Consider the following 15946-nt stretch of genomic DNA (forward strand, 5'->3'; position numbering starts at 1 on the left):
CGAGTCACTCCAGCTTTCTGCAACGCGTACTTTGAAGCTTGATCGAACTACGTCAAGAAAAATTTACACAAATCTGCAAATCTGGCCTCCCAAGCGCCGGTCGCTCGAGCGGCGACTGCCCGAGATCCTGTTTGCATCGAGCCGTTGCGACCTGACGCGTGATTTGCAGGCTAAAATCGGTTACGCCCGCAACCAGCTCTTGGTCGTCCTCGATCATCCCGGCACGGTCGAGATCATCAACAACGGATGTGAGCGCTTGCTGCGTTCTCCTGCGTGACCAAGACCATGACGCTACTACTTCGTCTGGCCGAGCAGCGCCCGTGGGAAACCCTGCAGATGGCGGCCGAGCTAGAGGCTGCCGGACAGTGCACTCGGCAGGCGTAACCGGTATCGAACGAATCAAGCGATCGGCTCGGGCTCAACACACCAAGACTAAGAATCATAGTTTTACATATCTTGAAAAGATTATTACTATAATTTATTTATTTAGATCTAATAAAAAAATCTATACATATTATTAACGTGATCTAAGTCAAATATGAGTGAATAATCTCGATCAGTTCCTCGCCGGCGTCCTCGCGCGTCCCCTCGGGCAAGTCGGCCTGCGGGATCAGATACTCGCGGACATGCTCCTCCAGAACCTCGGCCATCAGACCATTGATCGCACCCCGCGCGGCGGTGATGCGCTGCAGAAGATCGGAGCAGCTCGACTCGCCCTGCAAGGCGCGCTCGATGGCGTCGACCTGACCGCGCAGGCGCCGCACCCGGTTCACCAGCCCGCGCTTGTCCCGCAGTACGTGCGTGTCACTCCGAGCCTGTGCTCCCGCGTCGACGCCGTCATCCCGTCTCGCCATCGAACTCGTCCAACCTTTCAATTTTAGAACTTTTCTAAAGAACTCGGCTTGACAGCCGTCAGCCCCGTCACCATACCCGGTCAGGTATCCGGCCGCGCGCCGGGTCCGATGTCAACGCCTCGGGACCGATGAACCCTCGATCTAGACCCTCGTCCTCCATCGGTGAAGGCCGCGCACCGTCCGGTGCGGGCTCGCGCCGGCGGGGGATGGTCGACCCGCGCGGAGCGGGGCGCCATCATCTGACGGTCTGAGCCGGCAAGACCTCGTCTCGCCAGCTCCGTCAGCTGGCGCTCCAACCTCCTCTCGGGTCGCATCCGCAACCACCCGACGAACAGGAGGTGACCATGGCTTTCGTCCACGCCCTCGCGCCCGCGCTGCCCTACGCGCTGCGGTCCGGGCTCTTCCCTCAGCGGCGCAGCGGCGCCAGCCCGGCCGCTCCCACATCGACGCGTCCCGTCACCGGTGACACGTTGGCACCGGCCAAGTGGGCGGCCGATCACGTCGTCGCCGTCTGGCGACGCGACGAAGCGGATCGTCTCGTCTGCGCCTGGCAACTCGCACCCCGCTGATCCGACAAGCCGCCGATACCCGCTCAGGTATCGGCGGCTCCGCGCCGTGAAAGCACCATGACAGGCCGATCTTCATCCACCGTGGAGCCTCCTAGTCGCGCGCGCGACCGACGGATCTACCACACCCGCCCCGGCTCGGATCGCGAGCACGGCGTCACCTGGCGCGACAACCTCTCCTCGCGAGCGGCCTGAACCGCACCGGAATGCCCTGCCCGAGTCCAGCCGGTCGCACGCGACCCAAGCTCGGAGTCATCAGGCATGGTTTCTCTCGTCCGCGATCCCCTGCCGCCGCGTCGCGGCGTGCCGTCCTTTGCGGCGGCGGATGGCGATGCCGGCCCGGGAGGCCGGCTTGCCCCGTCCTGTCCCGGCGAGCTCGAGGGTGCCCGCGCGACAGGGCCCGATGAGATCGCCAGGCTCTACGCCGCGCTCGATCTGGTCTCCCCGCAGACCAACCCACGCACCGCGCGACTGCTCGCGGCCGGCGCCAAGCGCATGGCGCAGAAGCTGATCGAGGAGGCGGGCGAGGTCGCACTCGAGGCGTCGCGCCAGCACGCTCGCGCCACCGTGCGCGAGAGCGCCGATCTGCTCTACCACCTCGTCGTGCTCTGGCGCGAGTGCGGCATCGCCCCGGACGAGATCTGGGCCGAGATGCACCGGCGCGCCGAGCGCTTCGGCATCGCCGAGAAGCTGCCCAAGGGCAGCTCTGAAGCGGGCGGCGTTCGCACCGCCGACGATTTCACCTGATCCTCGGCGTCGGACGACACCTATGATCTCTCACACCTCGGCGCTCGACGCGTCCAGCCTTCCCGCCACGGCCGTCTTGGACGAGGCCCATCGCGGCGACATTCGCGGCGCGCTCGGCACCATCGCCGAGGGCGATCACGCCCCCCGGCTCGGCTGGGGGGCGCACCTCAAGACGCTCCTGGCGATCCTCGGTCCCGGGCTCATCGTCATGGTCGGCGACAACGATGCCGGCGCCTTCGGCACCTACACCCAGGCCGGCCAGAACTACGGCACGGCGCTGCTGTGGACGCTGGCGCTGCTGATCCCGGTCCTGTTCGTCAACCAGGAGATGGTGCTGCGCCTCGGCGCGGTCACGGGCGTCGGGCACGCCCGCCTCATCCTGGAGCGGTTCGGCCGGTTCTGGGGCGCGTTCAGCGTCATCGACCTGTTCCTCCTCAACGCCCTGACGCTCGTCACCGAGTTCATCGGCATCAGCCTCGGCCTCGACTATCTCGGTGTGCCAAAGCTCTGGGGCGTGCTCGGAGCTGCAATCCTCGTGATCGCGGCCGCGAGCACCGGCGACTTCCGCCGCTTCGAACGCTTCGCGCTGGCGCTCGTCGCCGGCAGCCTCCTGCTCATGCCCGTGGTGCTGATCGTGCACCCGCCGGTGGGCCAGATCGCCCGGGACTTCCTCGTGCCGCGGCTCCCCGCGGGCGCCAAGCTCTCGGAGGTGATGCTGCTGATCATCGCCATCGTCGGCACCACGGTGGCGCCCTGGCAGCTGTTCTTCCAGCAGAGCTACGTCATCGACAAGCGGATCACGCCGCGCTTCATGCGCTACGAGAAGGCCGATCTCTGCCTCGGCATCGTGCTCGTCATCGTCGGCGCGGTAGCGATGATGGCCTTCTGCGCCGCGACCTTCGCCGGAAGGCCCGAGTTCGGCAATTTCGGCGACGCGGGTGGGGTCGCGGCGGGGCTGGAGCGGTATGTCGGCCCGGTGCCGGCGGTGCTGTTCGCGCTCGCGCTCATCGACGCCAGCATCATCGGCGCGGCCGCCGTGTCGCTGGCTACCGCCTACGCCATCGGCGACGTCCTCGCCCTGCGGCACTCGCTGCATCGCAAGCCCGGCGAGGCCAAGGGCTTCTTCCTGGTCTACGCCGGACTGATTGCACTGGCCGCAGGGTTGGTGCTGACGCCCGGCACGCCGCTCGGCCTGCTCACCAACGCCGTGCAGACGCTGGCCGGCGTGCTCCTGCCCAGCGCCAGCGTGTTCCTGCTCCTGCTGTGCAACGACAGGGCCGTGCTCGGGCCGTGGGTGAACGGGCGCGCGATGAACCTGTTCACCGGCGCGGTGATCTCCGTGCTTGTGATGCTCTCGCTGATCCTGACCGCGTCCGTCCTGTTCCCGGACGCCACGAACGAGACCGTCATCGTCGGCGTGCTCGTCGGCGGCAGCCTCGTCGCGCTGGTCACCGCGGGCGCGCTCGCGCTCCTGCGTCGGCGCACGTGCGCCGACGGGTTGGCCGTCGATCCCGCGGCCGGCGACCGGGCAACCTTGCCGCGCGAGCGCTGGCGGATGCCGCCGCTGGATCAGCTCCCGCTCGCCAAGCTGTCGCTGCCGGCGCGCGTGTGGATGGTGGTGCTGCGCGCCTACCTCGTCGTCGCTGGCGGCCTCGTCCTGATGCGCATCGTCGGCCTCGCCCTCGGCGGCGAGGGCTAGACCGGTGCGGCGGCGCTTCATCCCGGCCGCCGTCCGAGCCGGCCTGCTCCGGTGGCTCAGGTCGGACCTGGCCGCGCTCCACCTCGGCCTGCACGACCCGGCTGTGTGGCGGCGCGCGGCGATCCTCGCGTGCCTGCGCGATCGCCGGCCGGATCTGCTGACGGCCGACTCGCAGGGTTCGGCTGCCCTCGCGGACCGGATCCTGAGTGACGCCCTGGGCGACTTCACTGCGGCCTCGAGCCGATGCGGACGGGCGCCATGACCGGCACGCTCACCCTCTTGCACATTGCGGGCGCCGTCGCGCTGCTCCTGTGGGGCACGCACATGGTCACGACCGGCCTCGCCCGCGGCTTCGGGCCGGAGCTGCGCGACCTGATCGGGCGCGGGCTCAAGGGCCGAGCACGCGCCTGTTTCGCGGGTCTGCTCGTCACGGCGGTGCTCCAGAGCAGCACCGCCACCGCGCTCATGGCGACCGCCTTCGCCGCGAGCGGCACCCTCGACCTCTCGGCCGGCCTCGCCCTCATGCTCGGCGCCAACGTCGGTACGGCGTTGATCGTGCAGGTGCTGTCCTTCGACGTGGCCGCGGCCGCCCCCATCCTGATCCTGTTCGGGTTCCTGTTGTTCCGCGCGCGCGCGGATCGGTCCAAACCGCGCAATCTCGGCCGGGCACTGATCGGCCTCGGCTTGATGCTGACGGCGCTCGCGTTGCTCGGACAGTGCCTCACCGCCGTCGAGGCCACGCCGATCCTACGCAGCCTCGTGGGGGCGCTTGCGGCCGAGCCGGTCCTGGCCGTCCTGGCGGCGGCGATGCTCGCCTGGGCGGCTCATTCCAGCGTGGCGGCGATCCTGTTCATCGTCTCGCTCGGGGGTGCAGGCGTGATCACCCTTGAGGGTGCCCTCGCCCTCGTGCTCGGCGCCAACCTCGGCGCGGCACTGCCGCCCTATCTTGAAGCAGCCGGTGCGCCGGCAGCGCGCCGGCTTCCCCTGGGCAACCTGCTCGTGCGAGCGGCCGGCTGCGCCGCCGCGCTGCCGCTCCTCGACCCGATCACCGCAGGTCTCGCCGAGTTCGGCGTCGCTGACCCCGCGCGCGGAGCCATGGCGTTCCACCTCGCGCTCAACCTCGCGCTCGCCATCCTCGTCCTACCCTGGACGGCCGCGCTTGGCCGCCTCACCACGCGTCTCTTGCCCGCGCCGATCATGCCTGAGAGCGCACGGCAAGACGCGCCGATCGCGGAACTCCCGCACCACCTCGACCTCACCGCCCTGGCGACCCCGAGCCTGGCCCTCGCCAACGCCGCCCTTGAAGCCCTGCACATGGCGGATCTGGCCGGCGCAGCCCTGCGCGATGCCCTTCAGGCGTTCCGCACCGGAGATCGGACCTTGGCCGGTGCAGCCGGGCGGCGGGACGCGGCCATCGACCGGATCGGGCTCGCGATCCGGCGTTACCTGGCCGACCTCGGCGGCGAGGAGGTCGGCACCGTCTCGGCGGATGCGCAGGCGCGAGCCCAGGAGATCCTGACCTTCGTGCTCAACCTCGAGCACGTCGGTGACATCATAGCCCATAACCTGGTCGCGTTCGCCAGCCGGCGGCTGAAACGGACCGGCGAGCCGTTCTCCGTCGAGGAACTCGCCGACATCGAACGGCTCCACGCCGAGGCGCTCACCAGCCTGCAGCTCGCGCTCGCTGCGTTCCTACGCGACGACCTCGACGCCGCGCGGTCGGTGGCCCGGCGCAAGGGTCTCCTGCGCGCGCTGGAGCGCGCGGCCATCGACCGGCACGTCGCGCGCCTGCGCGATGCGCCGCACGACGCCGATCCGGCCGCGATGGCGGAGGCGAATGCGCTGTTCCTGCGGACGCTGCGCGATCTGCGCCGGGTGCACTCGCACGTCGCCGCGCTGTGCGCGCCCCTGCTCGAACGGCGGCACGAGGCGGTGCTCGGCGGCGAGGACGAGACCATCTCGGCCGGCGGTCCGGGCGGCGACGGCGAGGATCCGGTTCAGGAGGCGTCGAGCCTCCGGCCGGCAGCTTGAGCGGGAGACGACCATGCGGCTTGTCATTGGGGGCAGCGGTCATCTGGAATACCGGGATCTCGTGAGCTTCGAGTTGGCGAAGCTGCACCGCCGCTGCCGAGTCATGGTCCTGATCCACGGCGGTCTGGGCGGCGTCTGCGCGGCGGCCGAGGACTGGGCGCGGCGGGCCGGTGTGCACGTGGTGCGCTACCCGCCGAACTGGGTTCGCTACGGTAAGACGGCGGAGGCGGTGCGCAACCGATTCATGCTGAAGGACGCCCGACCCGATCTAGTGGCGGCCTTCCCCGGCGGCCCGCACACGCTGGATCTCGTGCGATGCGCCCTTCGGGCACGGCTCGCCGTCTACGAGGTGCCCGAGCGCGACGTGCCGGCCCAGACGATCCTCGACCGTGCGGACGGGCCGCCGGGTCGAGATCGCTCGAACGGGCTTCGAAGCCAGCGCGCTATCGTGCTGCACATCTGAACATCGACCGACACAGGGAGATCATCGTGGTTCGGCATCCCAACCTCGCGAGGCTGCTCTCAGGCCTCGGTCGATCGGCGTTCGGGCTGACGATGCGGGCCTACCGCGCCGGCCTGATCGGGCGGCGCGGCGCCCTGATCGGGACGCAGGTCGCGCATCAGCTGAGCCGAATGGGCTTGCAGGTCGCGCTCGACCACCGGCCGCTCGCGCGGCCACCCCGCGCAGGGCCGGGGACGGAGCGAGGCTCGACCGCGGGGCCAGCCGAGCTTCCGGTGCTGGTGCATATCCTCGAACACGCACTGCACGTCCTCTCGATCCTGCCGCGGATCATGCGCTCACGCCGTTTCGGGACGGCTCTGCTGATCCGCCTCGCCGTTGCCGGTCTGGGCGACGTGGGTTTTGCCATGCTCCGTCATGAACATATCGCGTGATCCAAGCTCCCGAATGGATCCGAGATCTCATCAAACATTCGTTTTATCGTAGATGCACAAAAAGATGAAATTCATACAGTAAAAATTGAGGCTATGCCATGAGATATCTGCAAATTCAGATCTTATCGCCGATCGAGAAGCTTTTATCGCTTCTGGGTGGCGCCGTCGCGATCCTATGCTTGGACCAAGCGCGGGCCGCCGAATGGAGAGGTTCATCGTCGGATCGCCCGACCGTCGCAGACTGGTCCGGCGGGTATCTGGGCGTCGAGGGCAGCGCCGGAGACGCCTACGGCAGCTTCAACTTCGACGCGGGCTCGGTCGAGCGTCGCTCCGTGCCGGCGTTTCGAAGCGGGGATAGCACTGGCCGCAGCGATCAGGGACGCAATGCCACGACGGTGCTGGGCGGTGTCGTCAGCGGCTACAACTGGCAGACCGGTCCGTACGTCTACGGCCTGGAGGCGGACCTCTACGGCGCAAACCTGAAGCGGCCCGTGTCGTCGACCGTGCCGGGGTTCGGCTTCGAGAACGGCGACGCCTCCTTCAGTCTCATCCGCGCTCAGGCAGATCTGTTCGGCGCTGCCCGCGCCCGTATCGGCTACGCGTTCGAACGCAACCTCGTCTACGCCACCTTCGGCCTCGCGGGCGCCGAGACACGCTTCCGCTCCACGTTTCCCGACCTGGATACCGGCTTCGCCGGGATCGCAAGGCGTGACCACTCCTATCTCGGCTTCACACTCGGGGCCGGCGTGCAGTTCGCGATCGCTGAGAACCTCGCCCTGGGCATCGACTATCGCTATGCCGATTACGGCCGGAGTGCTCGCTTCGGTCTCGGCAGCGTTATGGGTCCGGACGGCAGGGCGTTCTCGACCCAGGCCTCGTTCACCTCGAACCAGGTGATGGCGCGGCTCCTCTGGGTTCCCGGAGGACTGCGACTACCTCCCGAACCCGACGAGCTCGCCCCCCACGATCCGGACAACGGCGACACCGGCCGCTTCTCGCTGCACGGCCAGACGACGTTCATCGACCAGGGGGTGACGGGCTTCCATTCGCCTTACCGCGGCGACAACAGCCTCGTGCCGCATCAGGCGCGCGGCACGCTCACCGCCACCGCCTTCCTCGGGTTCAAGCTGACCGACAGCACCGAGCTGTATTACAATCCTGAGTTCGACCAAGGCTTCGGTCTGAGCCGCACGCTCGGCGTGGCCGGCTTTCCCAACGGCGAGGCGCAGAAGGCCGGCTCGTCGTCCCCGAAGCTGCGCTCGCAGCGCTACTTCGTGCGTCAGACCTTCGGGCTCGGCGGCGAGACCGAGACCGTGCCGGACGGGCCGAACCAGGTCGCGACCACACGGGATATCGAGCGGATCACCGTGGTGGCGGGCAAATTCGCGCTGGGCGACTTCTTCGACGGCAACATTTATGCCCACGATCCGCGCGTCGACTTCATGAACTGGTCGCTCTGGGAGTCGGCGGCCTACGATTTCCCGGCCAACCTGCCCGGCTACACCCAGGGCATCGTGGTCGAGTACAACCGTCGCGAGTTCGCGCTGCGCGCAGCCTATACCCAGGTCCCCAAGCTCCCGAGTACGGATCCGCTCGATCCGCGCTTCCCGCGCCGGGGCGGGGCCGTGGTCGAGTTCGAGGAACGCCACGTGCTCCCGATCCTCGACCAGCCGGGAAGGCTGAGGATCGGCGCGTTCTCGCACGAGGGACGTACCGCCAACTACCGGCAGGTGGTCGCGCTCGCGGACTCGATCGACATCCCCGACGTCAACACGGCCGTGAACCTCAGCCGGAGAACCCGCAACAAACGGGGCGCCTACATCAATCTCGAACAGGCGCTCACGCCGGAGATCGGCCTGTTCGCCCGGGTCAGCGCCGCCGATGGCCGCAATGAGAACCTCTCCTTCACCGATGTCGATCGGAGCGCCTCCGGTGGGTTCTCGTTCAAGGGCTCCCTGTGGGAGCGACCGAGCGACACGATTGGCATCGGCGCGATGATCAACGGCCTGTCGCGCGCGCATCGGGACTACTTTGCCGCAGGCGGCCTCGGCCTCGTGATCGGTGACGGGCAGTTGCGTTACGGGCCAGAGCGCGGCATCGAGACCTACTATGCGCTGGGTTTGACAAACACGGTGACAGTGTCGTTCGACTATCAGTTCATCGACAATCCTGGTTACAATAAGGATCGCGGCCCAGCCAATTTTTTCAGTAGTCGTCTACACATCGATTTTTAGTTTCTATTTTTGAAATTCACAACCAGTCCAGATGTATATGCCTCACATACTCTGAATCATTATTTCTATCATGTATATCTCGATCTAACCGATCCGTGGGATCCGCGCGTTCAGGCAGACATCAGCCCGAGGCGTACGCAAGTAATCGCGGCCTGCGTGCGCGTCGTCACGTTCAGCTTGCGCATCACGCGGTCTACGTGGAAGTTCACCGTCCGCTCGCTGATACCGAGGAGGGCGGCGATGGCGACAGAGGATTTGCCTTCCACCACCCGGGCGAGGACCTCCCGTTCGCGTTCGGTCAGCGTCGGGCGCTCGGTGTCCCCCACGGCCGGCGCTGTCCGCTGCAGGACGTTGTGCAGGACGGCCAGCAGCAGCTCGAAGTCGATGGGCTTGGCGACGAAGTCGTCGCAGCCCAGCTGGCGCGCCTCGATCTGGTTCTCCCGGCCGGCGAAAGCCGTCAGCAGCACGAACGGGGTCCGCGAGCCGGTCTTGCGCAATGCGCGCAGCAGTTCGAGCCCGCTCAGGCCCGGAAGGTCGATGTCGCAGAGGATCGCGTCGTGCGCCTCGCCCAACCGCGCCAAACCTTGCATGCCGGTGATCGCAAGATCGACACGGAAGCCCGCCTCTGCGAGCACCTCGTTGGTGAGTTCGGCGATGTCGGGATCGTCCTCGATGCACAGGATGCGCCGCGTCACGGCTTCGCTCCGGGCAGATGCAGGTGTACCGTCGTGCCCCGGTCGACCTGGCTCTCGATGCGAACCTGGCCGCCATGCGCCTCGACGAAATGGCGCACGAGATGCAGGCCGATGCCGAGGCCAGGAACACCGCCGCTGTTGGCGGCGCGATAGTAAGGCTCGAAGACCCGATCGAGTTCCTCCAGGGCGATCCCGACGCCGTGGTCGGCCACCGTGATCTCGCTTCCGTCGAGTAGGGCCGAGCGGCCGGCGTGGATGCTGATCGCGCAAGGCTGCGGCGAGTACTTGATCGCGTTCGAAACGAGGTTCGACACCGCCTGATGGATCAGGACGCGGTCGCCGTGCAGGGTTGGCTCGGCCACGCACACGGCGATGTGAACATGCGCGGCCTCATATTCGGCCACGAGCGCCTCGAGGAAAGGGACTGCCTCGATCGCCTCGCGGTTCAGCAAGATCTCTCCACGGCCGACTTCGGCAGCGAGGCGGACGCGCTCGACCAGACCCTTGAGGCGCGTCGCGGCGTGTCGGATCTTCTCGCTGCGAGCGATGATGTCCATCGGCTCGATCGTCTGCGCCAGCTTGCCGAGGCGATAGCCTTGACCGTCGATCGCAGTCAGCGCCGTCGCGATCTCGTGAGTCAGGATCTGCACGAACCGCCGTCCGGTCTCGGCCACCAGCCGTTCTTCGGTCAGACGTGCGTCGACCAGGGCGTGGTTGCGCCGTCGTTGCTCGACCAGGAAGGCGACGAGCCACTGCGCGGCGACCGCGATCACGCGGTTGACGACGAAGCTGAGGACGATCCCGCCCTCCGGCGGTCGAATGAACGAGCCGACCAACGAGGCGGCGGTGGCGAGGGCGGCGAGACGGAACGTGCTGCCGGGACCCATGTAGACGCCGAGGAGGATCGGCAGCGTGTAGGCGAAGCAGATCGAGACGTTGTCGGCGGGCTCGAAGAGATCAGCCGTGAACACGCCGACCACGAGGAGGAGCGCGAGGGCGAGCCTCGGCTTGAGACTAAGCATCGGCAACGTGGTAATTTGGAAGAGCGCTCGTCGCGCCGCGCGACTCGGCTCGATGAGCAGAGGGCGCGCGCGCATGAGACCGACAGGGCTAGCGGCGCGCTTGGGTAACGCTCGGGTTCCCGTATGGTGCGCGCTCGCCAACGCTTTACCCTCCTTACCGACGTAACCCAACACCGATTGAAAGCTCGGGACGGATCGCCGCTACCAATCTTTCACAGAACCTGAGCTGCGACATTCTCGCCGGAACTTAGGGTAGTAGAGCGAGGATCGCGCCGACCTGCAACCTGTCAAACCTGACAGTTAGACGACCCGCGCACGCCGCCCACCGCTTGTAAAAATCATCATACACTTGCCACGGTCCGATATAAAAACCCTAACACTAGGTTGCTAAGCTCAACTTCCGAGGGTGTGCGCCTGTCAGAACTGACAGTTGCCGAAGGAGGAGCAACGCTCTACCGCGAAGCTGCGCCTGTGTGAGCCGGCCGCTCGGGCGTCGGTGCCCGCGACAAGCCAGCGCGATACACGCTGATGCTTCCTGTTCGCAATGTTTAGTTCTGTATGCATCGAGCTGCAAAAGTATGCGCGGCAGTCGTTTAGAAAGGTCGCGGCATGGATGTGCGTAATCAGCTCCGGCCTGATCTTCTCGATGCTGAAGCCGGGACACCGCTGAGGCCATTCGGCTCGCCGACGCTGAAGATCGCCGCCGCGTCTATGCTTCTGATCGGCACCGTCGCGGCGGTTGCCATCTGGCCCGACGCCGCACGCGACGTCGCTGGCAGGACGGCAGCACTCGTCACCGGCCTGTCCGGCCGCCGCGCGGACAGAGCCGATGCTTCCGAACCGGCGACGACAATCGCGGTCGAGCGCAGCTTTCGGCCGACGCCGATGCAGCTCGCGTCGTTCGGGATCACGAGCGTTCAGGCGACCGAGTTCCGACCGCAAGGACTGGCCGAAGGGCGCATCGCGCTCAACGATGACGACAACGTGCCGGTCTACTCTCCCTATGCTGGGCGTGTCACCAAGATCACCGCCAAGGCAGGTGACGACGTGAGGGCGGGCCAGCCCCTGTTCACCGTCGAGGTGACCGACATGGTCCAGGCGCAGAACGATTTCCAGAGCGCGATCAACGCCCTCAACAAAGCCCAGGAGCAGCTCAAGCTCAACCAGATCATCGCCGCGCGCCAGCAGGTGCTATTCCAGGCCAAAGCCGCCGCGCTCAAGGATTATCAGAGCGCCGAGAACGACGTCATCTCGGCCCAGAGCGACAAACAGACCGCGGAGGCGGCCCTGGAGGCGGTCAAGAACCGCCTGCGGATCCTGGGCAAGACCGACGCGGAGATCGCCGCGTTCCAGAAGAACAGCAGCATGAGTCCGGAGACGGTGATCCGAGCGCCGATCGCCGGGACAGTCGTGCAGCGCAAGGTCGGCCTCGGCCAGTACCTCGGCACCGGCAGCGATCCGGTCTTCACCATCGGCGATCTCGCGACCGTGTGGCTGATCGCCAACGTGCGCGAGAGCGACATCCCCCGCATCCGGCTCGGTCAGCCGGCCGTGGCGACCGTCAACGGCTTCGGCGACCGCACCTTCCGCGCGCGTGTCACCTACATGGCCGCGAGCCTCGATCCGGCGACGCGCCGGCTCGCGGTCCGGTGCGAGGTCGAGAACCCCGATCAAGAACTCAAGCCTGAGATGTTCGCGCGGTTCGCGATCATCACCGGCGACGCCGTGAGCGGCCCGGCGGTCCCAGAGAGCGCGGTCGTTCAGGAGGGGGACCGCGCGCATGTCTGGGTGCTGCGCCCGGACGGCGCGGTCGAGGCCCGCGAGATCAAGCTCGGGCTGCGTGACGGTGATCTTCTGCAGGTCACCGAGGGCTTGCAGACCGGCGAACGGATCGTCTCGCGCGGCGCCCTCTTCATCGATCGGGCCGCGAGCGGAGAGAAGGCTTCATGATCACCGATCGACGAGCTTCGGCTTGCACCGCAACCGACCGCGGGAAGTTGTCATGACCGGCGTCATCACCTTCGTCCTGCGCCAGCGCGTCCTCGTCCTCCTGCTGTTTCTCGCGACGCTGGTAGTCGGCGCGGCCAGCTATGCCCAACTGAACATCGAGGCTTATCCCGACCCCGTGCCGCCGCTCGTGGACGTGATTACCCAGAACCCCGGCCAATCGGCCGAGGAGATCGAGCGCTACATCACCATCCCGCTGGAGGTGCAGCTCGCCGGCATCCCGAATGCCACCGTCGTGCGGACGATCTCGCTGTTTGGCCTCTCCGACGTGAAGGTCCAGTTCAACTACAATTTCACCTATGAGGAGGCCGAGCAGCGGGTCCTCAACCGCTTGTCGCAGCTCAGCCCCCTGCCGAACGGCGCCCAGCCCTCAATCTCGCCGGTGAGCCCGATCGGCGAGATCATGCGCTATCAGCTGGTCGGACCGAAGGGGTTCTCGCCCACCGACCTCAAGACGCTCCAGGACTGGATCCTGCAGCGGCGGTTCAAGGCGATCCCCGGGGTCATCGACGTCACCGGCTTCGGCGGCAAGACCAAGGAATATGAGATCGCCGTCGACCTCGCCCGGCTTCAAGGGCAGGGCCTGACCTTGGTGCAACTCGTCACGTCCCTGAACAACTCCAGCATCAACGTCGGCGGTCAGACGCTGAACATCGGCGAGCAAGCGGCCGTGGTGCGCGGCATCGGTTTGATCCGCGATCCGGACGACATCCGCAACACCATGCTCACGCAGGTGAACGGAACGCCCGTGCTCGTGCGCGACGTCGCCGAGGTGCGGGTCTCGAACGCACCCCGGCTCGGCATCGTCGGCCACGACGATCAGGACGACATCGTGCTCGGCATCGTGCTGCTGCGCCGCGGCAGCCCGAGCCTGCCGACGATCCAGCGCGTGGAAGCCGAGATCGAGAAGATCAACGCGAGCGGCATTCTCCCGCCCGACGTGCGCATCGTGCCGCTCTACGACCGGTCGGGGCTGATCGGCAAAACCACGCACACGGTGATGCACAACCTCGTCTTCGGCGTGGCGCTCGTGTTCGTGGTTCAGTGGCTGTTCCTGGGCTCGCTGCGAAGCGCCATCATCGTGGCGGCGACGATCCCGTTCGCCCTCGCCTTCGCGGTGGCGATCTTGGTGATCCGCGGCGAGTCGGCCAACCTGCTGTCGCTCGGTGCCATCGACTTCGGCCTGATCGTCGATGCGACCGTGATCATGGTCGAGAACGTCTTCCGACACTTGTCGGAGCATCCCGGCGGTCCGATCACGCACGCCGATGACGCTGGCGATGAGGGGTCGGCCCTGACGGGCAAGCTCGGCACCATCAGTTTCGCCGCGTCCGAGGTGAACCGGGCGATTTTCTTCTCGGCGACGATCATCATCGTCGGCTTCCTGCCACTGTTCACGCTGAGCGGCGTTGAAGGGCACATCTTCGGGCCGATGGCCAAGACCTACGCGTACGCGCTGATCGGCGGCCTGCTCGCGACCTTCACGGTCTCGCCGGCCCTGTCGGCCCTGATCCTGCCGAACGAGATGGAGGAGCGCGACACGCTCATCGTGCGCCTCCTGCACTTCGGGCACACGCGCTTCCTGCGCTTCGCCTTGGGCAACAAGATCCTGACGCTCGGCGCCATGCTCGTCGTCCTGCTCGTCGCCGGCACGATGGTCCGCTCGCTCGGCCTGGAGTTCCTGCCCAAGCTCGAGGAGGGCAATCTCTGGATCCGCGGGACGATGCCACCCTCGATCTCGCTCGAGGCCGCGAACACCTACGTCAACCGGATACGCGCCGTGCTCAAGGCGTATCCGGAGGTGGAGACCACGATCACGCAGCATGGCCGGCCCGACGACGGCACGGACGCGACCGGCTTCTTCAACGTCGAGATCTTCGCACCGCTGACCGACGAGGAGACTTGGCCATCGGGGCTGACCAAGGAGCGGCTCGTCGAGGATATGTCAAAGACGCTGGAGGAGCACTTCCCCGGCGTCGAGTTCAACTTCTCCCAGTACATCCAGGACAATGTCGAGGAAGCGGCTTCCGGCGTGAAGGGCGAGAACTCCGTCAAGGTGTACGGCAACGATCTCAGCGCGATCTCGCAGGCGGCCGAGCAGATCAAGGCGGCCCTGGCCGAGGTGAAGGGCATCACCGACTTGGCGATCTTCACCTCACTGGGTCAGCCGACGGTCCGCATCACCGTCGATCGCGAGAAGGCGGCCCGGTACGGGCTGGCGCCCGGGGATGTGAACACCACGGTTCAGGCCGCGATCGGCGGTCAGACCGCGGGTGACGTGTACGAGTATGGCTCGGATCGGCACTTCGCGATGCGCGTGCGCCTGGCCTCGGCGTACCGCCGCGACCTCGCCACGATCCGCAACATCACGGTGGGCGCCCAGAATCCGAGCGGCGGCGTGATTCCCGTGCCGCTTTCTGAGATCGCCACGGTCGAGCTCGTCTCGGGCGCCTCGTTCATCTATCGCGAGGGTCAGCAGCGCTACATCCCGGTCAAGTTCTCGGTGCGGGGACGCGACCTCGGCGGCGCCGTGATCGAGGCGCAGAACCGGGTCGCCCAGCAGGTCCAGTTGCCGCCGGGCTCTCACCTCGAATGGGTCGGCGAGTTCGGGAACCTGCAGGACGCGATCGCCCGACTGAAGGTCGTCGTCCCGATCACGCTCGCGCTGATCGCCCTGCTCCTTTACATCAACTTCTCATCGGCCACCGACATGCTGCTGACGCTGTCGGTGATCCCGATGGCGATGATCGGCGGCATCTTCGCCCTCGTGCTGACGGGGACGCCGTTCTCGGTCTCGGCGGCGATCGGCTTCATCGCGCTGTTCGGCATCTCGACCATGGAGGGCGTGATCCTGCTCGCCTACTACAACCAGCTCGTCGAAGACGGCTGGCAGCGCCGCAACGCGGTGTTCCAGGCCGCGACGGTGCGGATGCGCCCGGTGATGATGACCTGCGTCGCGGCCTGCGTCGGCCTGCTGCCGGCCGCCTTGTCGACCGGCATCGGCTCGCAGGTCCAGAAGCCGCTGGCGCTGGTTGTGGTTGGCGGCATCCTCCTGGCGCCGGCCCTGATCCTGGTCGTTATGCCGATCCTGATCTCGCTGTTCTCGCGGCGGCGACCGGCCAGGAGCACGCAGGTTCGACCCAAAGTACAGGCCGTGTCCGCCCCTTAAACGTCCCGCAATCGCCATAGAGAACGGT

General features: G+C 66.8%; 12 protein-coding genes and 1 pseudogene. 10 read left to right on the forward strand and 3 right to left on the reverse strand.

Annotation, left to right across the window (positions count from 1 at the left end; genetic code table 11):
• Positions 1 to 91: 91 nt before the first annotated feature.
• Positions 92 to 265: pseudogene (locus FVE89_RS24535) on the forward strand (IS66 family transposase); the annotation flags it as partial.
• Positions 266 to 527: 262 nt separating this feature from the next.
• On the opposite strand, the gene FVE89_RS24540 reads toward FVE89_RS24535, so the two are convergent.
• Positions 528 to 854, reverse strand: a complete 327-nt coding sequence (locus FVE89_RS24540) for a metal/formaldehyde-sensitive transcriptional repressor (protein ID WP_043075367.1) — start codon at positions 852 to 854, stop codon at positions 528 to 530.
• Positions 855 to 1198: 344 nt separating this feature from the next.
• Between FVE89_RS24540 and FVE89_RS24545 the strand changes: the two genes are divergently transcribed.
• The 7 genes from FVE89_RS24545 to FVE89_RS24575 all read left to right on the forward strand — a co-directional run bounded on the left by FVE89_RS24545 (position 1199) and on the right by FVE89_RS24575 (position 9025).
• Positions 1199 to 1423, forward strand: a complete 225-nt coding sequence (locus tag FVE89_RS24545; protein WP_043075366.1) for a hypothetical protein — start codon at positions 1199 to 1201, stop codon at positions 1421 to 1423.
• Between the two features lie 258 nt (positions 1424 to 1681).
• Positions 1682 to 2167 (forward strand): phosphoribosyl-ATP diphosphatase, encoded by a 486-nt coding sequence (gene hisE, locus FVE89_RS24550; protein WP_127993401.1) that lies wholly within the window; start codon positions 1682 to 1684, stop codon positions 2165 to 2167.
• Positions 2168 to 2189: 22 nt separating this feature from the next.
• Complete coding sequence (locus FVE89_RS24555; protein ID WP_161392801.1) at positions 2190 to 3866, forward strand: NRAMP family divalent metal transporter; 1677 nt, start codon at positions 2190 to 2192, stop codon at positions 3864 to 3866.
• A 258-nt stretch (positions 3867 to 4124) separates the two neighbouring features.
• Positions 4125 to 5897 (forward strand): Na/Pi cotransporter family protein, encoded by a 1773-nt coding sequence (locus FVE89_RS24560; RefSeq protein ID WP_043388296.1) that lies wholly within the window; start codon positions 4125 to 4127, stop codon positions 5895 to 5897.
• A gap of 13 nt (positions 5898 to 5910) precedes the next feature.
• Entirely contained in the window at positions 5911 to 6360 is a 450-nt protein-coding gene (locus FVE89_RS24565) for an SLOG family protein (protein ID WP_081948878.1), read from the forward strand.
• Positions 6361 to 6386: 26 nt separating this feature from the next.
• Positions 6387 to 6791: a hypothetical protein gene (locus FVE89_RS24570; protein ID WP_091995204.1), complete on the forward strand. Its 405-nt coding sequence runs from the start codon at positions 6387 to 6389 to the stop codon at positions 6789 to 6791.
• 98 nt (positions 6792 to 6889) lie between these two features.
• Positions 6890 to 9025, forward strand: a complete 2136-nt coding sequence (locus FVE89_RS24575) for a carbohydrate porin (RefSeq protein ID WP_161392802.1) — start codon at positions 6890 to 6892, stop codon at positions 9023 to 9025.
• A gap of 110 nt (positions 9026 to 9135) precedes the next feature.
• Here FVE89_RS24575 and FVE89_RS24580 read toward each other — a convergent pair whose 3' ends face one another.
• Together FVE89_RS24580 and FVE89_RS24585 are read right to left on the reverse strand one after the other, a co-directional pair.
• On the reverse strand, positions 9136 to 9720 hold the full coding sequence (locus tag FVE89_RS24580; protein WP_053608462.1) for a response regulator transcription factor: 585 nt from the start codon (positions 9718 to 9720) through the stop codon (positions 9136 to 9138).
• Positions 9717 to 10883 (reverse strand): HAMP domain-containing sensor histidine kinase, encoded by a 1167-nt coding sequence (locus tag FVE89_RS24585; RefSeq protein ID WP_143739309.1) that lies wholly within the window; start codon positions 10881 to 10883, stop codon positions 9717 to 9719. The genes FVE89_RS24580 and FVE89_RS24585 overlap by 4 nt, the downstream gene beginning before the upstream one ends.
• A 744-nt stretch (positions 10884 to 11627) precedes the next feature.
• On the opposite strand from FVE89_RS24585, the gene FVE89_RS24590 reads away from it, so the two are divergent.
• Both FVE89_RS24590 and FVE89_RS24595 read left to right on the forward strand, forming a co-directional pair.
• The gene (locus FVE89_RS24590; protein ID WP_244538983.1) at positions 11628 to 12692 is read left to right on the forward strand and encodes an efflux RND transporter periplasmic adaptor subunit; all 1065 of its coding nucleotides are present in this window, start codon (positions 11628 to 11630) and stop codon (positions 12690 to 12692) included.
• A 52-nt stretch (positions 12693 to 12744) separates the two neighbouring features.
• Entirely contained in the window at positions 12745 to 15918 is a 3174-nt protein-coding gene (locus tag FVE89_RS24595) for a CusA/CzcA family heavy metal efflux RND transporter (RefSeq protein ID WP_053608460.1), read from the forward strand.
• The last annotated feature ends 28 nt before the right edge of the window (positions 15919 to 15946 follow it).

This window comes from Methylobacterium sp. 2A (assembly GCF_009806555.1).
Taxonomy (GTDB): domain Bacteria; phylum Pseudomonadota; class Alphaproteobacteria; order Rhizobiales; family Beijerinckiaceae; genus Methylobacterium.